This is a genomic window from Microvirga arsenatis, assembly GCF_009910705.1.
Taxonomy (GTDB): Bacteria; Pseudomonadota; Alphaproteobacteria; order Rhizobiales; family Beijerinckiaceae; genus Microvirga; species Microvirga arsenatis.
In genome coordinates this window covers 36,744-60,998 of sequence record NZ_JAAAXJ010000018.1, presented here as the reverse complement: position 1 = coordinate 60,998, position 24,255 = coordinate 36,744, and the positions used below count along the sequence as shown (strand labels likewise).

Sequence of the window (24,255 nt, the reverse complement as noted above, 5' to 3'; positions counted from 1 at the left end):
GACGGCTGGAAGACGCTGACACAAGCGTCAGCCCCGAAGGAGACGATTGACCTCGCCGCCTGACCCAATACGATGTTCATGCCGGAGATCGCGCCACCCGAATTTCAACACAGCTCGCGACGGCACCAATGGCCACGTGCACACCCCGTTCGACTACATCGTCCCGGCTGCCGATGGCCATGAGATCCGGGTGGTGTGCAACCCTCTCGGCTATCCAATGACTAAGCGCCGGAGCAAAGTAGGCATCAAGATTATCGAAGTGTAGGACGATTACGCCGTGTCCGACGGCAACGACGATCCAAGGGCTCGGCCGATTAAAAGAGGCAAGGTGAGGGCGCTGAGTTCGTCGAGATAGCTGGCGGACTGCTCTCCCCGCGAGAGGTGTCCGCCCACAGCGGGATCCGGCCCGAGGAGACCGACAGGCGGCTTGCCGCCGATGAGATTATCGCAAAATAGGAGAGTGGTACGTTGGTGTTCCCCGCTTGTCAGTTCACCAGCACCGGGATCGTCAAAAATCCCAGCATCCTCCTCAAAGACGACCTGATGCCGTCTCCGTAGGTGCGCCTGAAGTGGCTCTTTATCCCGGATGTGGCTCGGCTGGGTCTAGCCCTCTGGAAGCGCTGAAGGAGGGGCAGGTAGACGAGGTTCACGCATCGCCCGAGCCAACGGCGTCGACCGACCAGTGGGACATGGCACAAGGGCAGCCAAGGGGAAGATCCTCGAGGTTTGACTAGACGGCGGTGCCGTACTCGATCTGCCCTAGGGCGTTGAGCACGCGCTCAGACTGGCCGGACAGAACCAGATCAAGCGGGATGGCCTGTAGGACTTTGTTGTGCTTGAGGAGCCAGAGAGGCCCGTAACTACCGAGAACCACGTTGCTGCGGCAAACAACCTCAACGATTAGTGGGTCAGTGAGATCAAGGGAGCGAAGACGCTCCGCCTGGCCCTCGAGGTGGGAGATGGCGATCGCAATGATCTGGTCAGCGGATTCCGGCATGTCGCAACCTTGTGTGGCGCTGATCCTGTAGCTCATCGGATGTCAGGCCGCGGGTCAAGTATCGCGTCACAGGATCAGAAAATCGTGCAGGAATAGGACAGGGGCTGCTCTTACGAACAAGGATCAGATGTCGCTGGTGCCCTCAAGTCGTCCGGTACTCGTAACCCGACCACGACTGTTATAAGCTACAGTGCATCTGAAAGGTGTCATTATGGTTAGCGGAACGGGCCACGACGAAGAAGATGCAATGTTCCCAGTTGGAAAGCGCCGCGAGCTGAGTGGTCCCGGCCTGCGGACATTTATCAGCCTGGCCAACCTGTGGGGCCTCAGTGAGGAACAGCAGCGCAAGATCCTTGGGTATCCGGCCCCCTCGACCTACCAGAACTGGGTGAAAAAGGTCCAAGAGCACCAGGACATCACCTTGGACTACGACGTCCTGATCCGCATCTCGGCCGTCCTGGGGATCTATCAGGCTCTCCGTATCCTCTTCGACACGGAAGAGGAGGGCACCCAATGGCTTCGCGATCCGCACAAGGCCGTCATCTTCGGCGGAAGGCCCCCGCTTGACCTTATCACCAGCGGCAACCAGGACGCACTCCTCACAGTCCGCCGCTTCCTCGATGCAGCTCGGGGCGGTCTTTATATGGAGCCCAACGAGATCGACCGCGACTTCAAACCCTATACCGACCAGGATATTCACGGAATCTGATCCGATTAGGAGACGGCTGACACCAGCCCGAGCTTCTTTGCCCTGTCGAGCTGCTGCTTGACGGATGACGCATTCCATTTCGCGCCGCCTCGGGGCGTCCTTTCGCGCATGCGCCCCAACTGGCGGGCAATGTCCCGCAGCGACAGATCCGGATCCGCCATGGCAATGCCGGCGATCAGTGTCATGAGGCGGTCGTCGCTCGAGCGGGGAGGGGACTTCTTGAGGAGATCCGGATCGGCCATCCGCTGGGACACGAGCGTCCGGACAGCCCGGGACAGGCGGTCCACCGTCCAGTCCTGGCCGCGAGCGTTCAGAACACGGACAACATCGTCCCAGGTATGGGCCGGCCGCATCCGCTTCACCGTCGGCATCCATTGGTCGGCCGAGGCAATCAGGGAATCGATGTAGCGCTTTGCACGGGCGGCTGTCATCTTCCGGATGGTATCCGGCCGGCGCTCCCGTACAGCTGGGCTTCCGAGAACCTTGCCGCGGGCTTTAGCCGCCCGCAGGCCTGCCTTAGTGCGCTCGGAGATCAGCGATCGTTCCAGTTGGGCCACGGCGCCGAGAACCTGCAGCGAAAACATCCCCTGCGGCGTCGAGGTGTCGATTGGGTCGCGCAGGGTGTCGACTTCAATTAGAGATTTCAACTTGAAATAATTAAGTGCAGAAGCGCTTCCTTCTGCACTTAATTATTTCACGCCTCCTGCGCTAAGCGGCTCTGCCACCACAGTTTTCTCTAAAGCCCTGCCGCTTTTGTCAGATTGACCCGAAAACGATCTTTGCGCCTCTGGTAGCGCCTGGTCATTTCGGCCGACGCGTGCCCCAGTTGCCGCTGAATCGCAGCCTCGTCGACTTCCGCGGAGGAGGCCAAGCCAGCCCGGAGCGAGTGGCCGCCGAACGCGCGAGCCCGCTGCCCCTCAGGCAAGTCACCGCGCACGCCGGCGGCCAGGGCAGCCTTCTGCACCAACCGCACGACATGTTTATCGGTCAGCCGGTCGGCCGTCACGCCTCCACTGCTTCGTAAGACACGCCGAAAGACCGGCCCATGCTCAATCCGCGCGAAGCGCAGCCATTGCTCGAGGGCGACCACCGGGCAACTGCGCTCGGAGGAGCCCCGCCCAACCTCGACGACGCGCCAACCCGTCTTGCCCTGAATCCGCACCAGCAATCCCTCGGGCAGGACTTCGAGCCATCCGCGCCCATCTTGGGTCTGGTCCGGCCCGCAATCGAGGCCGACGATCTCGGAGCGGCGGAGCCCGCCGGCAAACCCGATCAGGAGAATGGCCCGGTCCCGCAGGCCCCGCAGGTCAGTGGGAAGGGTCTCCAGCATGGACAGGACATCGTCGGCCAGCAAAGCCTCCTTCTGACGCGGGGGACGCGCATGCGTGCGCCGAATTCCGGCCAGAACATCAACAATATGGCGATCCTTCCGATCGAGCGGTCGCCCTACGGAGCGGTACCGGGCGGTCAGAGCCGCCAAGCGCCGCTCGATCGTCGCCACTGATACTGGCTTCATGTGGCGTCCGTCTCCGGCGGCGCAGGCCGTCAGATACAGGCCAATCACCTGAGGATCGGGCTCGTCGGCGTCCAGCCCGCGCCGACGGCACCATCCGGCAAAATGGCGCCAGTCCGAGGCATAGGCCCGGGCGGCATTCGCGCTGTCCTTCCGTTGCGCATAGTCCCGAGCCGTCTCGGCCAGTCCGCCGAGGGAAGAGGGGAGGGGCCCCCGCGCGACGCCGGCACTGGACGGAGGTGTCTCGGGGCTCGAAGCCACGTTTTCTTCACCACCATCGCCGGTCAGGCGCGCGGGAGCGGGGAATTTCTGCGAGAAAGAGGAGTGCTGAGCCATGTCTCTGGGTGTAGCAGCTTGATGTCCGATAATGCAATCTTATCGGACATAAAAACTTCACGACACCCACGGCGCTTTCACCGCCCAGTTGCATGATGAAGCGCCGTCAGGCATATGATCAATCCATGATACCGGCCGCTCCCCGGCGCATGGTTGCGCCTCTCTCTGAACCATCCGGATCGGCGCCGTCTCCCCCGCAAGCGCCTGCGGAGAGCCTTGCACCGCTTCCCCGTTGGCTGCGCCCCCAGCCCGCCCATGTCCTCGTCGCCGAACAGGCCATCTTTGCGGCGGGCGGCGCCATCGCTTGGCTCGATCAGGTCGTGCGGCTCGATGCACCCGTCCTCGGCGCCTTGCGGATGCGGCAAGCCCTGTCGGCCGCCGTGATCTCGGCCGAGCGGCTGCGCCTGCGCGCTGACGCCGCGACACTCCGCGATGCCGAGCATCTGACGCGACCGGGCGACGATCCCGGGCCGGCCGGGCGCCTGCACCGGGCCTGGCGCCGCATGGCCGAACAGCCGACTCGCACCGATGCGACGTCCGTGGCCCACCTGGCCTCCCTGTTGGACGTCGGTATCCCGACGACCGAGGCCGTTGCTGTCCGCGCTTCCGAGCCGGGGAGCTTTCCCGTGGCGGCCGCCGCGGCGGCCGCGGGCCGGGTGATCCGGTCCGGTGCAGGCCCATCCCGCGAGCGCGAGATCGTGGCCTGGATGATCGCCGATCTGGTTCTGGCCGCTCATCTCGGCTGGTCCCGGCCGATCCCGCTGCTGGCGACGGCGATCCGCCATCCGGTCCTGCGCCCGGCCGGGGAGGGGCGCTGGCCTGCGCCGGACAGCCCTGCTTGGCTCCCCTTCTGCTGTGCGGCCTACGCGCAGGCGGCGACGGCGGCCTATGAACGGGCCGGGGAGCTGCTGCGCCGCGCCGCCCAGCTGCGGCAGGCCATCACGCGCGTCAGGTCCCGTGGGCGCGAGGACGGGGTTGCCCTTCTGCTGGCCGATGATGCCGTCGCCCCCGCTCGCCTGACCGGGATCGGATCAGACCGCGCCGCCCGCCGCTTCCTCGAGCGGTTGACCACCCTCGGCGCCGTGCGGGAACTCACGGGTCGTCCGGCCTTCCGCCTTTATGGGCTCTGAGCATGGCGCAATCCGGTCCCGACCTCTCGTTCGATCCGGACCTGGATCACCTCCCGCCCGAGATCCGGTGGCGGGAATGGATGGGGCGCGTCGAAGCGGTCATTTTCGCCTCGCCGGAACCGGTGCCGCGCGAGGTCCTGAGCCGCCTGGTCGGACGCGCCTGCCGGCTCGACGATGTGATCGCCGACATTCAGCATGAGTTGCAGGCGCGGCCGTTCGAGCTGGTCTTCGTGGCCGGTGGCTGGCACCACCGCACGCGGCCGCGCTATGCCGAGGCTATCCGGTTGGTCCAGCAGCCGCAGGCCGGTTCCGGGGACCGCGACCTGAGTTCGGCCGAGCGCCTCGTCGTCACGGCAATCGCGTATCTGCAGCCGGTCACGCGCAAAGAGCTGTCGCGCCTGTTCGGCAAGGAGGTGAGCCGGGACGTCATTGCCCGGCTCAAGCGGCTGGACTTCATCGGCGCCGGGCCGCGCGCGCCGGAGCCGGGCGCGCCTCTGACTTATGTCACTACATCTAAGTTTTTATCGGTCTTCGGTTTTGCGTCCTTGCGCGATCTGCCGGACATTGAAGCGCTGGAAGAGGCAGGCTTGTTGCAACCCACTGCCGAAACGAACGAGCCGGTTGATGCTCTGGACCGCGAGCTCGGTCCGGTTGGCGATGATCGGGATTAGGGGCACAGCGATCTGCTCTGAGCGAACCGAAGAATCATGGAGAGAGCAGCGACAGGAGGGTGGAAACGTCAGGAGGCTGGAACCCTCAGGTCGGCTTGGGAAGCGTGAGCTGACGCTCAAGCTGGGCAGGAAGTGTCAGCACCTGACCCTTGCCCGCCGCTCGCGCTTGGGCCGATCATGGCAAGTGTCTCCCGCTCCGGTCGGCCGTTGATTCAGCTTTGACTCCCGTGTCCCGTGCAAGGGACAGGAAGCCGGCGATGTAATCGATAGCTTCCTCGCCGCGGCGGATGCCGAGATTGATGCTCTTGCTGATGCCGTCCTCGCCAAGCCTCACGGCACGGATAGGAAGGTTCGCTCCCTCCTCGCGCACCAGCCAGTCCGGCAGGACCGCAACGCCGCGGCCGGCAGCGACGAGGTGCAGCATCAAGTCGGTCGTTTCCGCCGTCCGGTGCTGGCGAGGGCGGCACCGGCCGGGCACGAGAAACTGCGTGTAGATGTCGAGCCGCTCGACGCCGACCGGAACGGTGATCAGCACCTCGTCGAGGAGATCCGGCGGCGTGGCATAGTCGCGACGGGCCAGCGGGTGCGTCTCGTGCACGACCAGCACGAGCTCGTAATCAATGACGGGAGTGAACAGGAGTTCGGGCCAAGCGACCGGGTCGGGGGTGATCAGCAGGTCGATCTCGTAGCCCAGCAGCGCGGCGATGCCGTCGAAGCGGAAATCCGTGCGGATGTCGAAATCCACGTCCGGCCATGCGGCGAGATAATGCGGGGTCAGACGCATCAGCCAGCACTGGCACGGGTGGCATTCCATCCCCGTGCGCAGGGAGCCGCGCCGCCCTTCGGCGAAATCGGCGAGAACCCGCTCCGCATGCTCGATCTGCGGCAGGACGCGCTGCGCGACGGAAAGAAGATAGGCGCCGGCCTGCGTGAGGCGCAGGCCGCGCCCCTGTTTCATCCAGAGCTTGACCCCGTAGCGGTCCTCGACCTTGCGGATCATGTGAGACAGGGCGGACTGGCTGACGTTCAGCCGTTCGGCGGCCGCAGTCACGCTGCCGGAGCGGTCCACCTCCCGGAGGAGGGCGAGGTGTTGGCGGTCGAGCATCCATGACTCCTGCTCATCGATCCATGAGATCATACCATTTTTTCTCATGAGACGAAGCTGCTACGGAGGCAGGATCGACGCACCCGGCGCCCATCTCCTCGGACCGCCCCTTAGGATCCCCTATGACGTACGCCGCTGCTCTGAAGACGGTCGTCCCGGCTGGTGGCACGGCTGCCTCTGTCTTCGACGAGGTGCCCGACCGCAAGACTTCGAACTCCATGAAATGGGCCTATGGGCAGAAACTGCTCAGGCCCGAGGAATTCGCGGCCGATCCGCTGCCGATGTGGGTGGCCGACATGGACTTCCGGTCCCCCCAGCCCGTTATCGACGCCCTGCATGAGGCCGTCGCGTATGGCGTCTTCGGCTACCCAGGCGGCGCGCCCGACAGCTATGTCGATGCGGTGATCGGCTGGCAGGCGAAGCGCTTCGGGTGGGAGGTTGCGAAGGATTGGATCGTTCAGACCTCCGGCATCATCACGGCGCTGAAGACCGGGATCCAGGCCTTCACGGCACCGGGGGACTCCGTCCTGATCCAGCCGCCCGTCTATGCGCGCTTTCACAACGACGTGCTGCTGAACGGCCGACATCTGGCTCTCGCGCCGCTGGAGCGGACGGAGACGGGCTACCGCTTCGACGCGACGCTCTTCGAGGCGGCGATCCGCGGCAACACCAAACTCTTCATCCTCAGCCATCCGCACAACCCGACCGGCAACGTCTGGTCAGAGGACGAGCTGTGGACGATGGGAGAAATCTGCCTGCGCCATGGCGTGCTGGTGATCTCGGACGAGATCCACCAGGACCTCATCATCAATCCGTCCAAGCGGCACATTCCCTTCGCCTCACTGGGCGAGGCCTTCGCTCAGAACAGCATCACCTGTACGGCTCCCAGCAAGACCTTCAATCTGCCCGGGTTGCAAAGTGCGAACCTGTTCATCCCCAACCGCCGCATCCGCGAGGACTTCCAGCGCCAGTACGACCGCAACATGTTCCCGCTGGTCAACATCATGGGCATGGTTGCGGCGGAAGCAGCCTACACGCATGGCGAGCCGTGGCTGGAGAACCTGCTCGTCTATCTGCGCCAGAACCATGCCCGCTTCGCTATGGCGGTGAACGGCCTGAGCCCAAAGATCAAGGTTCTTCCGGCGGACTCGCTCTACCTCGCGTGGATGGACTGCCGCGGGCTGGGGATGGACGCGGACGCGCTCAACACCTTCATGCTGACCAAGGCCAGGCTCTGGCTCGACAAGGGGCAGAAGTTCGGCGCCGTGGGGCACGGCTACATGCGCGTCAACCTCGGATGTCCCCGCGCCACAATCGACGAGGCCATCCGCCGCCTCGCGGCTGCCATCTCCGACCTTTGATCGGGAGTTTGAGATCATGGTTCAAGGCAAGACCGCGCTCATCACGGGCGGCTCGAGCGGCATCGGGTTGGCAACCGCGCGGTTGCTGCTCGCAAGCGGCGCGCGGGTCGCCATTACGGGCACACAGCCGGACAAGCTCGACGCCGCTTTGGGCGAGCTTGGTGCCGGCGCGATAGCCATTCAGGCGGATGTGACCTCGGCCTACGACCGTGCTCGCCTATATCGGGAGGTGAACGGCGCGTTCGGCACACTCGATATCCTCTTCGCCAATGCCGGCGTGGCCTTCGGAACGCCCATCGACACCACGGACGAGGCTGCCTACAACGGCCTGATGGACGTGAACGTGAAAGGCGTCTTCTTCACGATCCAGGCCGTGCTTCCGCTGATGCGCGAGGGAGGATCCATCATCCTCAACACCTCCTGGCTCAATCAGGTCGGCACGCCCGGCCGATCCCTGCTGTCGGCCTCCAAGGCGGCGGTGCGCTCGTTCGCGCGGACCCTGTCGGCGGAGCTCCTGCCCCGCAGGATCCGGGTCAACGCGGTCAGCCCAGGTTCGATCGAAACGCCGATCCATCGCGGCAAGAACCAGACGGACGAGGAATTCCGCGCTTATGTGGAGAGGGTGGGAGCGCAGGTGCCCCTGGGCCGGATGGGCCGTCCCGAAGAGATCGCCGCCGCCGTTCTGTTTCTCGCCAGCGAGGGCTCTAGCTACATGCTCGGCGCCGAGATCGTCGTCGACGGCGGCCGGGCGGAGCTTTGAGCCATGCCGATCAGTGAGAATTCCCCTGCCGTCCCAGGCGTCACGGTGGCGATCGTTGGGGCCGGCCTGTCCGGTTTCTATGCAGCTCGCCTGCTGCATGCGGCCGGTGTCCAATTCCAAATCCTTGAGGCACGCGACCGTGTCGGCGGGCGCATCCTGTCGGTCGACGAGGCCGGCAGGCCGAGCGAGGACGGGTTCGATCTCGGCCCGTCCTGGTTCTGGCCGAAGATGCAGCCGGCTATGAGTGCCCTGGTCGAGGAGCTTGGGCTGTCCGGCTTCCGTCAATTCAGCGAGGGCGATGTGGTTTTCGAGCGCTTCTCGCGTGAGGGCCCGCTCCGTCATCCGGGACCGAGGCAGGAGCCACAGTCGATCCGGCTTGTCGGCGGCACGGCCGCGCTCGTCCGCGCGCTCCTGGCCGGCCTCCCGGAGGGCTGCATCCGGTGCAACGCGCGGGTGACCCGGATGACGCTGGCCGAGGACGGCGTGCGGCTGACCATCGCCCGCTCTAGCGGTGGCGAGGAAGACATGCGGGTTAGCCACGTGATCATGGCGGTTCCTCCGCGTCTGCTCGAGGCGACGGTGGGGTTCGTGCCCGCGCTGGATCCATCAACGGCACGGCGCTGGCGCGAGACGCCCACTTGGATGGCCCCACACGCGAAGTTCTTCGCTCTCTACGAGCGCCCGTTCTGGCGTGAGGCCGGGCTGACGGGTACGGCGCAGAGCATGGTCGGGCCCATGATGGAAATTCATGACGCGACGACCGCGTCCGGTCAGCCGGGGTTGTTCGGCTTCGTCGGCATGGGGCCGGACCAGCGTGCGGCGGTCGGTGAGGCAGCGCTCACCCGAGCCTGCTTGGAACAGTTCGCCCGGATCTTCGGCCCGCAGGCGCGCCAACCCCGCGCCACGCTCTACAAGGATTGGGCGACCGATCCCTTCACGGCCACTCCGGCGGATCGGGGTTTCACCGGCCATCCCACTCCCGCGGGCACCGGCTGGGTGACGGGAGCGTGGCACCAGCGCCTCGCGATGGCCGGCAGTGAGACCAGTCCAACGGAGCCGGGCTTTCTGGCCGGGGCGGTGGAGGCTGCGAGACGGGCCGTTTCGGATACGCTGGAGAGGATCAGGCCGTCCGGCTGACTGCTCCAATCATAGCAGCCCTATCCGATCCGTCGGCGACATGCCGTTCGAGGCTCAGACACGTGCCCCTGAACTGGAGTATATCTGCCCCCATGATGAAGACATTTTCCTCCCAGGATGCACTGGCTTCGCCTTCCGTGGCCCGCAACCGGGATCCGATCCTGGCCGTGCTGCGCAGGGTTCTCCCGCCAACCGGGACGGTTCTGGAGATCGCCAGCGGCACGGGCGAGCACGCAGTGTACTTCGCGGCTGCGCTGCCGCATCTGACGTGGCAGCCGTCGGACCAGGACGAGCAGGCCCTGAGAAGCATCGCCGCCCATCGGGCGAACTCAGGACTGCCCAACTTGCTCGCGCCGCTCTCCCTCGATGCCGCCGCGGCTGAATGGCCCGTTGATCGGGCCGATGCCGTTGTGGCCATTAATATGATTCACATCAGCCCCTGGCGGGCGACGCAAGGATTGATGGCCGGGGCAGGGCGGGTGCTCCCGCCTGGAGGCGTGCTCTACCTCTACGGGGCCTATAAAGAAAACGGCGCCCAGACGGCTCCGAGCAACGAAACCTTTGACGCCGATCTGAGACACAGAAATCCCGATTGGGGTGTTCGGGATCTCGAAGCGGTAGCAGAACTCGCTGCAAGTCATGGGCTGACGCTTACTGAGTGCGTTCCGATGCCCGCCAACAACCTCAGCCTTGTCTTTCAACGCCAGTAACCTGGAGAATTCGCCGATCGATAGAGGCAGCTTTGGTGCATCTACGAAGTCGATCAAATGTCTGATGACGAAGCGCGCAACAGACATTCCTCAGGAATTAGCAACTTCCTTGCATGACCCGGTCCGGACCTCGGCGTCAGGTCGGCTCCTCTCACCATGCTGGAAGTCTTGATCTGATCGACCAGATCGTGCGGCCAAACTCAGCGGGCCACACCGTACTCGCCGCTGAAGCTCACGAGATGCTGGTGGAGCCTGTCAATCACAATCGTTCGCGTGCTCGTACGGCGTTCTATGAGACCGATCTGACGGTAGATCTGAGGCTTCCCGAACGGAGCAGACACAACCTCGCCAACCGCCTCCTTCAGGGCGCTGTATGGGGCGACGGATGCACCGAGGCCGTGGACAACACAGGCCACGACTGCCGTCATGGTGTCGATTTCCGCGATCAAATTCGTGGCGATGCCGCTCTTTGCCAGCTCGGTATCGATCAATTGCGCAAGACGGAACCTACTGTTGAACTTCACATAAGGAAGAGTCGAGAGCATTTCTGTCGCAGGCATCTGTGGCGTGCCTCGTGGTGCGATTGCGAACAGGGGCTCGTTGATGAACGGGCTCCACCTCAGCGTGGACGGAATTCCCGGGTGCTCCGCAACCATCGCCGAGTCCAGTCTCCCTGAGACGACGTCGTTCAGGAGTTCATCACTGTTGGCAACATGAAGCTTCAACCTGAGGTCCGGATAGTCAGCCTTCAACGCGACGAGAGCCCGAGGCAGCAGTGAGAGGGCGCTGGACCGGACGGAGCCGATTGTGAAGGTTCCTGCAACCGCCTTTCCGGATATCGCGTCGATCACGTCGTCTGCGGATCGCACGAGGTTGCGCGCCGCCTCCAGCATCTGGAGACCATGACTGTTGAGCGTCATGGGCCGGGTGGAGCGGTCGAACAGTTCGGCCCGAACCTCGCTTTCCAAGACCTGGATCTGCTGGCTGACGGCAGATGAGGTCAGTCCAACGGCATCGGCTGCCTTGGCGAGCGTTCCATGCTCCACGATCGCAATGAACGTCTTCAGTTGACGAATATCCACTTGGTCAACTCGGCGAAAATCCAGAAATGCTTTACATAATTGTCAGAATTTTTCGCTTTTTTCAAGAAAATGCCATGTTACGAATTTTCGCCAAAGAAACACCGAGGAAAACTTCGGGACCAGGGAGGACAAGACCCAAGGTGCGATAGCCTCGCTCCGTGTCCTCGCTCGACCCGACCGCGAGGAACGCATGGATAGCCGCAACATCCTGGTCACTGGCCCCGCCATCAACGAGCAGGCCGCCGAGCTCATCGCAGATAACGGCTACAGTGTAGCTTATGTCCCTCCCTACACGAACGAGGACGATCTGGTCCGGATCGTCGCCGATGTCGACCCGGTCGGGGTCGTGGTCCGAATGGGACGCTTCGGGGCAGCCGCCATCGACGCTGCACCCTCGCTGCGCGTCCTCTCCAAGCACGGTGTCGGAGTGGACAACATTGATGTGGACGCGGCAACCCGCCGGGAGATCCCCGTTATCGTGGCAGCCGGTGCCAACGCCCGCTCGGTCGCCGAGCACGCCATCGCCCTCATGCTGACGACCGTCAAGCGCATCGTGCCGCTCGACAGCAGCCTGCGCGCCGGCCGGTGGGAAAAACCTGGATTCTCTGGCGTGGAGGTTGCAGGCCTGACTATGGGCTTGGTCGGCTTCGGCGCTATCGCAAGGCACACGGCCGTGTATGCGAAAGCCCTCGGGATCGACGTCCGCGCCTTCGACCCCTTTGCCGATGACGCAGCCTTCGCGGAAGCCGGCGTCGCCCGGGACACTGCCGTCGAAGACCTGCTCGCCGCGTCCGACATTGTCAGCCTGCATTGCCCCCTGACCCCGCAGACGCGCAACCTGCTCGACGAGAGGGCCATCGGCCTGATGAAGCCCGGATCCTTTGTCGTCAACACTGCCCGTGGTGGCCTGATCGACGAGGACGCCCTGGTCAGAGCCGTAGACAGCGGCCACATCGCGGGCGCTGGCCTCGACACCTTCGCGACCGAGCCTCCCGCTCAGGACCACCCCTTCTGGAGCCGCCAGCAGATCGTCGTGACCCCGCATATTGGCGGCGTGACGAAACAAGCCAACGCGCGGGTCGGAGTGGATGCGGTCGAGGGGATCCTAGCCGTCATTCAGGGCCGCGATCCGGGCCGCGGCAGGATCGTGAACTACCGTGCGCTCGCGAAGGCATCGACCTAAGCCAATCTCAAGTTTGAAACCCAGTATCGAAAGCCATGAGGAGAAAACGTTGAGCATAGGATTTAGGGTTCGGAACAGGGAACGTGCCGTCGACCAGGAGTGGGTCGAGAAGTTCAGGGAACTGCCTGTCGCCAATGTCAGCGACAGCATGCACCGTATGAGCGCCGGCGGGGCGAAACTCCGCCCGATGCATCGGGAGGGCAAGCTCGCCGGCCGGGCCCTGACCGTGAAGGCGCCGCCCGGCGATAACCTGATGCTGCACAAGGCCATCGACATGGCTGAGCAGGGCGACGTGATTGTCGTGGATGCCGGCGGGGAGGTGACCAATGCTCTGATGGGCGAGATGATGCTCGACTATGCACGACGGCGTGGTGTCGTCGGCTTCGTCCTGAACGGAGCCATTCGCGATGCGGATGCATTCCTGGAAATGAACGTTCCGGCGTACGCGGTCGGGATTACGCACCGCGGTCCGTACAAGAACGGTCCCGGCGAAGTGAACTGCCCGATTGCCATCGGCGGAATGGTTGTCATGCCGGGCGATCTTGTCCTCGGGGATGCCGACGGCGTGGTCGTCGTGCCGATCGACGACGTTGCGGATGTCTACGAGAAGACGGCTGCCAAGTATGCCGCCGAGACGAAGCAGATCGAAGCCATCAAGGCAGGCACGCACAAGCCGACCTGGTTCAACGAGACACTCGCCAAGCTGGGCTGCGAACTGCCGTCATAAGGCAGCGTACGGATCTGCCCGCATCAGCGGGTAATCCGGCACTCGCGACGCATGGCGAGTGCCGGGGAAGGCCAAGGCACCATCGCTTACGCGATGGAACCTGAATGAGTTCGGAGGGGAACTCCGAAACGTTTGGGCGGTCACGGTGACCGCTATCCATGGGAGGAATGAATGAAGCACCTGATCCGGAATACCGCGCTTGCCACGTCGATGCTGGTCAGCATCGGAGCCGCCCACGCCGAGTGGCCGACGGACCGGCCGATCGAAATGATCGTCGCCTTCGCCCCGGGCGGCGGCACGGACGTCATGCACAGGACGCTCGCGCCCTACATCGAAAAGGAGCTCGGCGCGAAGATCACCATCCTGAACCGGCCGGGCGCATCCGGTGAAATTGCATATACCGCGATGACGCAGGCCAAGCCCGATGGCTATACGCTGTCCTCTCTCAATACGCCGGGCTTTCTGACGATGCAGATGGACCGGAAGGTCCGTTTCGATCCCAAGAAGGTCTGCCTGGTTGCCCGCATCGTCGAGGATCCCGGCTCGTTCATCGTGCAGGCGAAATCCCAGTTCAACTCGCTCAAGGATCTGGTTGCCTATGCCAAGGCCAATCCGGGTAAGGTCAGCGTCGGCACGACCGGCCTCGGAACGGACGAGCATCTGGCCCTGCTGCAACTGGAGAAATCGGCCGGAATCGACCTGACCCCGGTCACCTTCAACGGCGCGAACGAGGCGAGGACGGCGCTGCTCGGCGGGCACATCATGGCCATGGGGATCAATGTCGGGGAGTTCGTCGGCAGCGAGAAGTCCGCCTTCAAGGCTCTCGGCCAGTTCGCCGACCAGCGGGCCGTCATCGCTCCGGACCTGCCAACGGCCAAGGAGCAGGGCTTTGACGTCATCATGAGCTCGGAGCGAGGCATCGCAATGAATTGCGACGTCCCTGAAGCGATCAGGACGAAGTATTCGGATGCCGTCAAGAAGGCTGTCGACAATCCGGAGTTCCAGGAAAAGGCCAAGCAGCAGTCTCTCCCGCTTTCCTATCGCTCGTCGGAAGAGTGGAACAAGGAACTCCCGGCACGCGCGGAGCGGCTCGGGGAAGTCTGGAAGCTGGTCAAGGAACAGAAGTGATGGCAGCTCCACGCAAGGCTGGAGGGACCGGCGATCGGCCGGACCTTCTGACGGCCATCTTGTTCGTGGGTTTCGGTGCGCTCGGCCTCTGGGCCGGGCGCGACCTGACCATGGGCACAGCCGCCGCGATGGGGCCGGGATACCTGCCGCGGCTCGTCTGCTGGCTCCTGATCCTCGTCGGGCTTGTCGTCGGCGGGATCGGCCTCTTCCGGGCGCGAGAGGACATTGCCTTCCCGCAACTCCGCCCGCTCCTGGTCATTCTGCTGGCCGTTGTCGGCTTTGCCTTCATCGCCGAGTATTTCGGCTTCGTGGCCGCGTCCATCTCGCTGCTGGTGATCGGAAGCCTTGCTGACCGCGAGTCCAGGTGGCGTGAGGTGATCCTGCTCACGGCCGGACTCACCGCCTTCGGCGCCCTGGTCTTCATCGTCGGCCTTGGCGTCCAGATGCCCATCTGGCCCTTCTGAGGAGCGGAACATGGAATTCCTCGACCTGCTCATGCTCGGGTTCGGTGAGGCGCTGACCCCGACCAATCTTGGCTTCTGCCTGCTGGGCGCCCTCCTTGGGACGCTGATCGGGGTGTTGCCGGGCATCGGCCCGACGGCGACGATTGCCGTTCTCCTGCCGATCACCTTCTATCTTCCCCCGTTGGCCGGCATCATCATGCTCGCCGGCATCTACTACGGGGCGCAATACGGCGGATCGACCACCGCCATTCTGGTCAATCTGCCCGGTGAGGCATCCTCGGTGGTGACTGCCATCGACGGCTACCGGATGGCCCAGAAGGGTAAGGCCGGCTCGGCGCTTGCTGTTGCCGCGCTCGGATCGTTCTTTGCGGGAACCGTGGCGACGTTCGGCGTTGCCATCGCAGGTCCGATGCTCTCGTCATTCGCGCTCTCGTTTGGTCCCGCTGAATATGTTTCGCTCATGATCTTCGGCCTGTTGGCCGCCACCGTCCTCGCCCGGGGCCCCGTCCTGAAGGCAATCGGCATGATCCTGTTCGGATTGCTCCTCGGCATGGTCGGTATCGATGCGAGCTCCGGCGAAGAACGCCTGACGTTCAATGCGATCGAGCTGTTCGATGGCATCGATTTCGTCGTGATCGCCATCGGTGTTTTCGGTTTTACCGAGATCATCGAGAACCTTGAGAACGTGGAGGGGCGAGGTGTCCTGGTCAGCAAGCTAAGTCGCCTGTGGCCGACCCGGGAAGACTTCCGGCAGGCCTGGCCTGCCGTCCTGAGGGGAACGGGCGTTGGGACTTTTCTCGGGATCCTGCCGGGCGGCGGCGCGACATTGTCGTCATTCTGCGCCTACTCCCTGGAAAAGAAGGTCTCAAGAACTCCTGAGGAATTCGGGCAGGGAGCTGTTGCGGGCGTGGCAGGCCCCGAGGCCGCCAACAACGCCGGCGCGCAGTCATCGTTCATTCCGCTGCTCACGCTGGGCATCCCGTCCAACAACATGATGGCGATGATGCTGAGCGCATTCATCATCCATGGCATCACCCCCGGTCCGACGGTCCTGCAAACCCAGCCGCAGATTTTCTGGGGCCTTGTGGCAAGCATGTGGATCGGCAACCTGATGCTGGTCGTCATCAACCTGCCCATGATCGGCATCTGGGTGAAGCTGCTGACCGTCCCGTACCGTCTCCTGTACCCGGCCATCCTGCTGTTCTGCTGCGTTGGCGTCTACAGCATCAACAACCGGATCTTCGACGTCGTGCTCGCCGCAGGCTTCGGGTTCCTCGGGTACCTGTTCCGGAAGGCGAAGTGCGAGCCAGGGCCGCTGCTGCTCGGTTTCGTTCTCGGTCCGCTGCTGGAAACGAACCTGCGTCGCGCAATGGTGCTCTCTGACGGAAGCCCGAGCGTGTTCTTCGAACGGCCGATCAGCCTCGTCCTGCTGGTGGCAACCGCTGCGATGTTCATCCTGATGGTCCTGCCGTCCTTCCGCAAAACCCGCGAGGTCGCGTTCCGGGAGGAAGAGGCCTAAAGCCCGCATATGGGAACTGTGGGAAGGGGCGCCTTACGCGCCCCCTTCCCCGCATCCATGAACAGGACTGAGCCCAGGCGGTTCTGATGCGGATGACCTTCCTGCGCGAAGCGGCGCGTGGACCGGGTTCAATGCCGTGAGCGACCTTTTCGTCATCGGTGCTGTCGGCACGAACGTCAGTGATTTCCAGGCCATCGTGATCAGGTAGCCGGCCAGGTTGGAAAGTGTGGCATAATCCAGGTGGCGTGCGTGATGCGATGAACGGGTGGCATGGAGTTCGCGCAGCGTTGCGCGAGGCGAACTACCGCATCTTCACCATCGGCAACGTGTTCTCGCTCGTTGGAACATGGGTGCAGCGGGTCGCGCTCGGCTGGCTGGTCTGGGAGCTGACGGACTCGGGGGCATGGCTGGGTGCGGTCGCGTTCGCAGACCTGTTCCCGATGGTTCTTGTGACCCCATGGGCTGGCGCCATGGCCGACCGATCCGATCGGCTGCAGGTCACGCGGATCAGCCAGGCCCTGCTCATGGTGCATGCAGGACTGCTCACCATCCTCAGTGCCCTCGGCCTGCTTACCCCGGGGCTGGTCCTGGTGCTGGCACTGGTCGGCGGCATCATCACGGCCTTCAACCAGCCGTTCCGCATGGCGCTCCTTCCCAGTCTCGTCGAGCGTCCGAACCTGGTGAGCGCAGTCGCGATCAACTCCGTCGTTTTCAACTCTGCCCGTTTCATCGGCCCCGCCATCGCAGGCATCGTGATTGAGAAGGGCAGCCTCACGCTGGCATTCGCGATCAATTTCGGGACGTTTGCGATCTTCTCCTGGGCGCTCGCCCGCATCCGCTTGGTCAACCCTGAGGTCGGCCATTCAACCAGCGTCGGGCTGATCACATCCGTCGTCGAAGGCTGGCGCTACGCAGCCGGCCATGTCGGCCTCGGAGCCATGTTCCTGACGCTGACGGTCGTCTCGCTCTGCATCCGCCCTATCCTTGAACTCATGCCGAGCTATGCGGCCCTGTTCGGGTCGGACGCCGGCAGGTTCGCCTTCATGACGTCCGTGACTGGCCTCGGTGCATTGGTCGGGGCGGTCTGGCTCAGCCGCCGGACCGACCCTGCATCCGTCGCAACGATGGCTCTATCCAATGGCCTGTTGATGGGTGCGGCACTGTTCGTCGCAGCGGTCGCGCCTCAGGAATGGCTGGGCGTGGTTGCTTTGTTCACCGTGGGCTTCGGCATGGTTGTGAGCGGGATCGCCAGTCAAACCGTGATCCAGCTTGCGGTCCCCGATCGCCTGCGGGGCAGGATACTTGCTCTGCACAGCATGATCTTCCGGGGGGCGCCCGCCCTCGGTGCCTTGGTTATTGGAGCCCTGTCCGACGTGACAGGCTTGCGGGGACCACTGGCGGCCGGAGCGGTCGCGACGTTCGCCTTCAGCGGGATCGTCTATACCCGGCGCAAGCTGATCCTGAAGAGCCTCGACTTGTGAAGACTGGCTCAGGACCGTCGGGGATTAAAGTGAGGAGAACTGCCATGAGGAATTCGGACACGCTGCGCAGCATGGAGCGTTCATCGACGAATCTGGAATCCACACTTGGGAAGGGTATCGTGCCAACGCCGCCTGCTGCCCTCCCACGCCGTCTGCGCAAGGTCCTGGCACTTGACGATTTCGAGGTCGCGGCACGCCGCCACCTGCCACGGCCGATCTTCGGGTATGTGTCGGGAGCTGCCGAGACCAATGCCTCCCTTCGGGACAACCGGTCGGCTTTCGAAGAGTTCGGCTTCGTCCCGCGGGTGCTCGTCGGTGTTTCCAAGCGAACGCAGAAGGTTGAGCTGCTCGGGCATACATATGCCGCCCCGTTCGGAATTGCTCCGATGGGGATCAGTGCCTTGTCTGCATATCGTGGCGATCTGGTGCTTGCGCAGGCGGCTGGGCAGGCGAACATCCCAATGGTGATGAGCGGGTCTTCCCTCATTCTCCTGGAAGACGTCGCCAAGGCGAATCCGGCGGCTTGGTTTCAGGCTTATCTTCCAGGTGAGCCTGATCAGATCCTCGGACTGCTGGAGCGAGTGGAGCGGGCGGGCTTCAAAACGCTCATGTTAACCGTGGACACGGCAGTGTCGGCCAATCGCGAGAACAACGTCCGAAGAGGCTTATCCACACCTCTTCGGCCCAGTCTTCGTCTGGCATGGGACGGCATAATGCGACCGAGCTGGACGGTGGACGCGTTCCTGCGAACGTTGTTGAACCACGGCATGCCCCACTTCGAGAACTCCTATGCGACACGTGGCGCGCCGATCCTGGCCAAGAGCGTGATACGGGACTTCGACGCCAAGGATCACTTGAACTGGCGTCATCTGGAGCTGATCCGCGGACGGTGGAAGGGGAAGTTGGTTCTGAAGGGTATCATAGCCAGGGAGGATGCCTGCATTGCCCGAGATGGTGGCGTCGATGGCATCGTCGTCTCGAACCGCGGCGGCCGGCAACTTGATGGAGCGGTATCGCCCTTACGTGTTCTACCCGCCATTGCCGCTGCTGTCGGAGCGACGACCTCCGTCATAATGGACGGCGGTGTCCGGCGAGGTTCGGACGTGCTGAAGGCCATCGCCTTTGGAGCGAAGTTCGTTTTCGTTGGCCGCCCGTTCTTGTATGCGGCTGCAACCGGCCGCAAGGCTGGTGTCAGCCACGCGATTAATATCCTTTCCTCCGAGATCAGCCGGAACATGGGGCTTCTCAGCATCAACTCACTGGGAGAAATGAGCCTGGATCGACTGATCAATCTCCGACATGTTGATGTCAGTAAGGTCTGAAATCCCTGCTGGGCATCGGACCGTAAGGTCCGGATGGCACATCCAAGAAGTAGACCGAGTGTCAGCTTAGAACAGGAACACCGGATATTCGCGAAGGGCAGGGGAACTTCAGGCCCTGACCCATATGAGACCTCTAAATCGCCCCGCGGGAGAAGACCATCATGACAGAGCCCGAGAAGAATGGGCCTCTCCAGTGGGGCAAATAGGGCTGTCAGGTTACTTGATGCCATTCAGGGCGAGGTAGGACCGGATGACCTGACTGTCGTCCGCCATGCCATCTCCGCGCCCCGAGGTTGCAAGAAACATCTGCTGAGCGGCCGCCGCCAAGGGCAGCGCTGCCTTTACGTCCCGGCCGGTATCCAGCACGATGCCGAGATCCTTCACGAAGATGTCGACCGCGCTCGTCACCTCCGGCTCACTCTCCAGCATCCAGCTCGAAGCGGAGGATCCGCTCATGATCTCCAGCAGGATCCTGAGATCAACACCGACCTTCGCCGCCAGGGCGAAAGCCTCCGCCACCACGGCAATGTGCACGCCGCAGAGGAGTTGGTTGACGGTTTTTACCATTGCCCCCTGACCAGGGCGCTCGCCGACGTGGAGCACCTTGTCCCCGAGCGCGTCAAAGGCAGGTTTCGCGGCCTCAAACGTGTCCTTCGGCCCGGCCGCCATGATCGTGAGCATTGCCGCCTTGGCGCCCGCGACCCCTCCCGATACCGGGGAGTCGATCAGCCGACGCCCGGCCGTGCGGATGCGGTCGTCGATCGCCTCAACCGCACTGGGCGGGCAGGTCGCCATGAGCGCCGGTGTTGTCACATTAACCCGAATATGAAAGCCAGGCGTGTAGATGGGCCGGCATGACCAAGCCCGTCAACTACAAGCGCCATCGCTTTCCGCCTGAGATTATCGCCCACGCACTATGGCTCTATTTCAGGTTTCCATTGAGCCTGCGGCTGGTGGAGGAGATGCTGCTCGAGCGCGGCATTCTCGTCTCCTATGAGACTGTCCGCCGATGGGCGCTGAAGTTCGGGCCTGCTTACGCCCGCGGCCTCAAACGCAAGAGGTCGAGCCGGCGCGATGTTTGGCACTTCGACGAGGTCGTGATCACCATTGCCGGCCAAAAGCACTGGCTCTGGCGGGCTGTCGATCAGGATTGGCTATGTCCTCGATGAGATCGTCCAGACGCGGCGCGATACCAAAGCGGCCAAGCGCTTGCTGAAGCGGCTCTTGAAGAAGCAGGGCTGCCCACCCCGGCGACTGATCACCGATAAGTTGGGTTCCTATGCAGCCGCCCGGCGCCAGATTATGCCGGCGGTTGAGCATCGCTCGCATAAGGGTCTAAATAATCGGGCAGAGAACTCACATCTCCCTTTGCGAAAACGTGAGCGGGCGAAGCAGGGATTTCGAACACCGGGAGTGCTACAGAGATTTGTATGTGTGTTCTCTGCGGTCCGCAACCTGTTCGTTCCCCCTCGCTCCCGCCGCTCTGCCTTTGCCACCCACCTTGACCGCCACAATGCCATGGCCGCGTGGAAGTCTGCGGCCAGCATTGCCACTTGAGCGTGTCCGGCGATCGAGGCGGCCTCAATGCGCCCGATGCTGTTTAACGTGGCAGCACCGAAACGGTGTACCATGTGAAAAGGGCGGTCATCGTGACCGCCCCGTTTTAGTTTTGTGCTGCCTGTTACCAGCCGCTGTAGTAGCTGGAGCCATAATACGGCGAGCCGTAGCTGTAGGTCACCGAACGGGTCCTGACCGGAGCATAGTCATAATCGTACGTCCGCACCACGCGACGGGTGCGGTACACCGGACGCGGTTCGTCATAGTAACGGACCACGCGCCGCTCGCGATAGACAGGTCGAGCGTAGTAGGCGTCATCATAGGTGTAGTGGTACGAGGTGACCGGGGCTGCATAACCATACCCGTAGGCGGGAGCAGCATAGGCCTGCGAGGCCGCGCCCGCGATCATGGCGCCGGCGGCAAGGCCGACAACCCCGGCGGCAATAGCTGCCCCGCGGCGGCCTGAGCGGGCTTCCGCGTCGGACGACGAGAAGGTGCCGAGCGCCAGGACGCCCACTGCGGCAAGAGTAGCGATCTTATGCATGTGATGTCTCCAGAATAGTCCGAAGCGAACAATATAGAACCTCAACTTAGGTTCATTTCTAAACACGCCCGCCTGAATACAGGCTGAACCATATTACTAGCCCAGTACCCCGGACTCCTGTATCCAGCCTCGGTTCACCTTGAACGATGTCAGGGGACGACCGCTCCTCAGGCGCGGGGTATAGGAAGAGTTAGGCCCTGCGCCTCCTGGAAATGCCGCTGTTTCGACCGGTAGGGATCCGTTGCTCATCTTCCCGGTGGCTGAGCGCCGACAGGAGGCTACCCGCGCCGTAACGGTCCGCCGGTGCCCATTGCCGTGTGGTCTTCACGTACTGTCCGACCAAGAATTCGGCGTCGTGGAATCGACAGGCGTCTCCAGACGGTCTTGTCCGCAACTTGGGACATGGCCCAACATATCTACCCGTCGGGGGTGCAGACACGGATCCGATGTCCGTCTGGGTCCACCGCTACGAAGGTCAGGCCGAAGACAGCCTCATGCAGGGGCTGCTCTAGCGTGACGCCATCCTGCCTCCAGCGCTCATGCAGCTCTCGTACCATCTGATCCTCAGGGACCATGAAGGCGATCTCCGACCGGTGGCCAGAACCGCCGGATACGAAGTTCTTGGCGCTGGTGGACCATAGAGAGAAGGTTAGGCCATTCTCGAACTCGAAGGCCACATAGGTCGGAAGTACGGCCGCCGGAGGAGCCGCAAACAGCCGTTCATAGAACGCGGCGCTTCTCTCGGGATTGTCGACATAGAGGAGGATGAGGTTGGGAATTAGCATGATCTGGCTCTCCAGTGGTGGCAGAGCTGATCGTACGAGATATTACTGTCAGAAAGTGGCAGGATAATCTGGTCATGGCACGCACCGAGCGACTCCTCAGCCTATTGCAAATCCTGCGGCGTCATCGCCACCCGGTCGCCGGCCAGCTCTTGGCGGACGAGTTAGGCATCAGCATCCGCACCCTTTATCGGGACATCGCGGCCCTCCAGGCCCTGGGCGCGACAATTGAGGGGGAGCCGGGCGTCGGATATGTCCTACGCCCTGGTTTCCTGCTGCCGCCTCTGATGTTCTCGCAGGCCGAGCTGGAGGCCTTGATCCTGGGCATGCGCTGGGTCTCGTCATTCGCAGATCGTTCGCTGGCGGTGGCTGCAACCGATGCTTTGGCAAAGATCGAGGATGTTCTGCCGCCGCAGGCCCGAGACGGCATGGGCGCGGTGCCCCTGCGTGTGGGACCGCCCGGCCCAGCCGCGTCCCTGACGGAAGATCTCACGAGCCTGCGCGATGCGATCCGGCGGGAGCGCAAGCTGGAAGTTCGCTACCGCGGCAAGGACGGCCACGAGAGCAGGCGGGTAATCTGGCCGTTTGCCATCGGCTACTTCACCAGCGGAAGGATCCTGGTGGGCTGGTGTGAGCTGAGGCAGGATTACCGCCATTTCCGCACCGACAGATTAGTCGGGACACGCACTCTGGCCGACCGCTACCCGCGCCGGCGCACGACAATGCTGCGCGAATGGCTCAAGCATCAGTCTGCTTCGTCGCCACCAAACTGAGTAGCATGGCCCAGGTCGAGCACGGTCTGGCCCCTGCGCCAAATAGGAGGAACAAGAAATGATGGGCTAGACGCCCCCCGACGGCCTCGCTGTTCCAAAGTAGAGGTGTTGATAAGCACCACTTGAGGGAGGCGTCCATGGGAGAGGTTAGCACAATCGGTTTGGAACTGGCGAAGAACGTGTTCCAGGTTCACGGCGCCGATGCATCTGGGGCGGTCCTGTTCCGCAAGAAACTACGGCGACACCAGGTTCTCACCTTCTTCGCGGCCCAGCAGCCCTGCACGGTAGCGATGGAGGCCTGCGGCAGCTCGCACCATCGGGCCCGCGAGCTCGGCCGGCTTGGGCATGCCGTTCGGCTGATCGCGCCGGCTTACGTGAAGCCTTTTTTGAAGCGCCAGAAGAACGATGCCGCGGATGCCGAGGCGAACTGCCAGGCGGCTCAGCGCCCGACCGTGCGCTTTGTGGCGCCCAAGAGCGAGCAGGCCCAAGTCGCCGCTCTCGTGTTCCGAGCCCGCGATCTGCTTGTGCGACAGCGGACTCAGATCATTAATGCCCTGCGGAGTCATCTGGCGGAGTTCGGCATCATCGTGACCAAAGGCTCGGCTCACGTTCCACACCTGGTGCGGGCTGTCGAGGATGAGGCACAACCAATCCCGGAGCTCGCCCGGCCGATCGTGAGGATGCTGATCGGAGCGCTCCGGGTACTGGACGAGCAGATCGTCCGTCTGGACCGCGAGGTCGCCCAGTGGGCCAAGGAGAATGAGACGGCGCATCAGCTGATGACCATTCCCGGTGTGGGCCCCGTCCCCGCGGTGGCGCTGACCGCCCTTGCTCCGCCAGCCGGGACCTTCAGCTGCGGACGGGACTTCGCTGCTCGGGTGGGGCTCACGCCCTTGCAGCATTCAACCGGTGGCAAGCAGAAGCTGGGCACGATCTCCAAGATGGGTGAGGAAACGCTCCGCCGCCTGCTCATCATGCGAGCCAATAGTGTGTCGCTATGAGTTGCCCGCCATGGCGCTCCCGCAGGGTCGTGGATCGGCCGCATGCTGGCGCGCAAGCCGCCGATGCTGGTGCGGGGGGCCCGCGCCAACACGATGGCTCGCAACGTCTGGGCGCTGCTGACGAGGTAAAGTGTATCGGGCTCCGGCTCCAGTGGCATAAGCCGTCGCGGCCGAGGGGCCGTTGGAAGAGCGAAGGAGAGGGATGACGCAACGGTCAATGAGACGGGGTCAGATAAACCAGCTTGGGAACAAGCGCTTCGAGC

The 24,255-nt window shown here is 63.4% G+C and carries 22 protein-coding genes and 3 pseudogenes; 17 read left to right on the top strand and 8 right to left on the bottom strand.

The annotated features are described in order from the left end of the window. Nucleotides 1-730 precede the first annotated feature (730 nt). Nucleotides 731-997: a hypothetical protein gene (locus tag GR303_RS20850; protein WP_161725521.1), complete on the bottom strand. Its 267-nt coding sequence runs from the start codon at nucleotides 995-997 to the stop codon at nucleotides 731-733. Between the two features lie 211 nt (nucleotides 998-1,208). Between GR303_RS20850 and GR303_RS20845 the strand changes: the two genes are divergently transcribed. Next, nucleotides 1,209-1,706: an antitoxin Xre/MbcA/ParS toxin-binding domain-containing protein gene (locus tag GR303_RS20845; RefSeq protein ID WP_161725522.1), complete on the top strand. Its 498-nt coding sequence runs from the start codon at nucleotides 1,209-1,211 to the stop codon at nucleotides 1,704-1,706. Nucleotides 1,707-1,711: 5 nt separating this feature from the next. On the opposite strand, the pseudogene GR303_RS20840 reads toward GR303_RS20845, so the two are convergent. Further along, a pseudogene (locus GR303_RS20840) lies at nucleotides 1,712-2,329 on the bottom strand (recombinase family protein); the annotation flags it as partial. Between the two features lie 113 nt (nucleotides 2,330-2,442). Continuing rightward, nucleotides 2,443-3,555 carry a tyrosine-type recombinase/integrase gene (locus GR303_RS20835; RefSeq protein WP_161725524.1) on the bottom strand — a complete coding sequence of 371 codons (1,113 nt, stop codon included), beginning with the start codon at nucleotides 3,553-3,555 and terminating at the stop codon, nucleotides 2,443-2,445. Nucleotides 3,556-3,680: 125 nt separating this feature from the next. Here GR303_RS20835 and GR303_RS20830 point away from each other — a divergent pair, with 125 nt between their 5' ends. Continuing rightward, nucleotides 3,681-4,685 (top strand): DUF1403 family protein, encoded by a 1,005-nt coding sequence (locus GR303_RS20830; protein ID WP_161725525.1) that lies wholly within the window; start codon nucleotides 3,681-3,683, stop codon nucleotides 4,683-4,685. Nucleotides 4,686-4,687: 2 nt separating this feature from the next. Continuing rightward, nucleotides 4,688-5,356: an SMC-Scp complex subunit ScpB gene (gene scpB, locus GR303_RS20825; protein ID WP_161725526.1), complete on the top strand. Its 669-nt coding sequence runs from the start codon at nucleotides 4,688-4,690 to the stop codon at nucleotides 5,354-5,356. Between the two features lie 175 nt (nucleotides 5,357-5,531). On the opposite strand, the gene GR303_RS20820 is transcribed toward scpB, so the two are convergent. Beyond that, nucleotides 5,532-6,461 (bottom strand): LysR family transcriptional regulator, encoded by a 930-nt coding sequence (locus GR303_RS20820; RefSeq protein WP_161725527.1) that lies wholly within the window; start codon nucleotides 6,459-6,461, stop codon nucleotides 5,532-5,534. 122 nt (nucleotides 6,462-6,583) lie between these two features. Between GR303_RS20820 and GR303_RS20815 the strand changes: the two genes are divergently transcribed. The 4 genes from GR303_RS20815 (at nucleotide 6,584) to GR303_RS20800 (ending at nucleotide 10,429) form a co-directional block, all read left to right on the top strand. Continuing rightward, nucleotides 6,584-7,822, top strand: coding sequence for a MalY/PatB family protein (locus GR303_RS20815; protein WP_161725528.1), 1,239 nt, complete (start codon nucleotides 6,584-6,586; stop codon nucleotides 7,820-7,822). A 16-nt stretch (nucleotides 7,823-7,838) separates the two neighbouring features. After that, nucleotides 7,839-8,582 carry an SDR family oxidoreductase gene (locus GR303_RS20810; protein ID WP_161725529.1) on the top strand — a complete coding sequence of 248 codons (744 nt, stop codon included), beginning with the start codon at nucleotides 7,839-7,841 and terminating at the stop codon, nucleotides 8,580-8,582. 3 nt (nucleotides 8,583-8,585) lie between these two features. Then, nucleotides 8,586-9,719, top strand: a complete 1,134-nt coding sequence (locus GR303_RS20805) for a flavin monoamine oxidase family protein (RefSeq protein WP_161725530.1) — start codon at nucleotides 8,586-8,588, stop codon at nucleotides 9,717-9,719. A gap of 92 nt (nucleotides 9,720-9,811) precedes the next feature. Continuing rightward, nucleotides 9,812-10,429 (top strand): DUF938 domain-containing protein, encoded by a 618-nt coding sequence (locus tag GR303_RS20800; RefSeq protein WP_161725592.1) that lies wholly within the window; start codon nucleotides 9,812-9,814, stop codon nucleotides 10,427-10,429. A 200-nt stretch (nucleotides 10,430-10,629) separates the two neighbouring features. On the opposite strand, the gene GR303_RS20795 is transcribed toward GR303_RS20800, so the two are convergent. Beyond that, nucleotides 10,630-11,511 carry a LysR substrate-binding domain-containing protein gene (locus tag GR303_RS20795; RefSeq protein ID WP_161725531.1) on the bottom strand — a complete coding sequence of 294 codons (882 nt, stop codon included), beginning with the start codon at nucleotides 11,509-11,511 and terminating at the stop codon, nucleotides 10,630-10,632. Between the two features lie 190 nt (nucleotides 11,512-11,701). On the opposite strand from GR303_RS20795, the gene GR303_RS20790 reads away from it, so the two are divergent. From GR303_RS20790 to GR303_RS20760, 7 genes are all read left to right on the top strand, one after another. Then, complete coding sequence (locus GR303_RS20790; RefSeq protein WP_161725532.1) at nucleotides 11,702-12,694, top strand: hydroxyacid dehydrogenase; 993 nt, start codon at nucleotides 11,702-11,704, stop codon at nucleotides 12,692-12,694. 49 nt (nucleotides 12,695-12,743) lie between these two features. After that, nucleotides 12,744-13,421, top strand: coding sequence for an RraA family protein (locus GR303_RS20785; protein WP_161725533.1), 678 nt, complete (start codon nucleotides 12,744-12,746; stop codon nucleotides 13,419-13,421). Between the two features lie 171 nt (nucleotides 13,422-13,592). Beyond that, entirely contained in the window at nucleotides 13,593-14,549 is a 957-nt protein-coding gene (locus tag GR303_RS20780; RefSeq protein ID WP_161725534.1) for a tripartite tricarboxylate transporter substrate binding protein, read from the top strand. Then, entirely contained in the window at nucleotides 14,549-15,013 is a 465-nt protein-coding gene (locus GR303_RS20775; RefSeq protein ID WP_161725535.1) for a tripartite tricarboxylate transporter TctB family protein, read from the top strand. Before GR303_RS20780 ends, GR303_RS20775 begins: the two co-directional genes overlap by 1 nt. 10 nt (nucleotides 15,014-15,023) lie before the next feature. Beyond that, nucleotides 15,024-16,532: a tripartite tricarboxylate transporter permease gene (locus GR303_RS20770; protein ID WP_161725536.1), complete on the top strand. Its 1,509-nt coding sequence runs from the start codon at nucleotides 15,024-15,026 to the stop codon at nucleotides 16,530-16,532. A 257-nt stretch (nucleotides 16,533-16,789) separates the two neighbouring features. Further along, on the top strand, nucleotides 16,790-18,013 hold the full coding sequence (locus GR303_RS20765; protein ID WP_161725537.1) for an MFS transporter: 1,224 nt from the start codon (nucleotides 16,790-16,792) through the stop codon (nucleotides 18,011-18,013). Nucleotides 18,014-18,057: 44 nt separating this feature from the next. Beyond that, nucleotides 18,058-19,335, top strand: coding sequence for an alpha-hydroxy acid oxidase (locus GR303_RS20760; protein ID WP_161725538.1), 1,278 nt, complete (start codon nucleotides 18,058-18,060; stop codon nucleotides 19,333-19,335). Between the two features lie 216 nt (nucleotides 19,336-19,551). Here GR303_RS20760 and GR303_RS20755 read toward each other — a convergent pair whose 3' ends face one another. Then, a complete protein-coding gene (locus GR303_RS20755) occupies nucleotides 19,552-20,130 on the bottom strand; it encodes an NAD(P)-dependent oxidoreductase (RefSeq protein ID WP_161725539.1) in 579 nt (192 codons plus the stop codon). Between the two features lie 59 nt (nucleotides 20,131-20,189). On the opposite strand from GR303_RS20755, the pseudogene GR303_RS20750 reads away from it, so the two are divergent. Beyond that, a pseudogene (locus GR303_RS20750) lies at nucleotides 20,190-20,892 on the top strand (IS6 family transposase). 124 nt (nucleotides 20,893-21,016) lie between these two features. Here the strand turns inward: GR303_RS20750 and GR303_RS20745 are convergent. Further along, nucleotides 21,017-21,436, bottom strand: a complete 420-nt coding sequence (locus GR303_RS20745; RefSeq protein ID WP_161725540.1) for a hypothetical protein — start codon at nucleotides 21,434-21,436, stop codon at nucleotides 21,017-21,019. 416 nt (nucleotides 21,437-21,852) lie between these two features. Further along, nucleotides 21,853-22,221: a VOC family protein gene (locus GR303_RS20740; RefSeq protein ID WP_161725541.1), complete on the bottom strand. Its 369-nt coding sequence runs from the start codon at nucleotides 22,219-22,221 to the stop codon at nucleotides 21,853-21,855. A gap of 74 nt (nucleotides 22,222-22,295) precedes the next feature. Here GR303_RS20740 and GR303_RS20735 point away from each other — a divergent pair, with 74 nt between their 5' ends. Next, nucleotides 22,296-22,991: a helix-turn-helix transcriptional regulator gene (locus GR303_RS20735; RefSeq protein ID WP_161725542.1), complete on the top strand. Its 696-nt coding sequence runs from the start codon at nucleotides 22,296-22,298 to the stop codon at nucleotides 22,989-22,991. Nucleotides 22,992-23,128: 137 nt separating this feature from the next. After that, nucleotides 23,129-24,152 (top strand): annotated as a pseudogene (locus GR303_RS20730) (IS110 family RNA-guided transposase). Nucleotides 24,153-24,255: the final 103 nt, after the last annotated feature.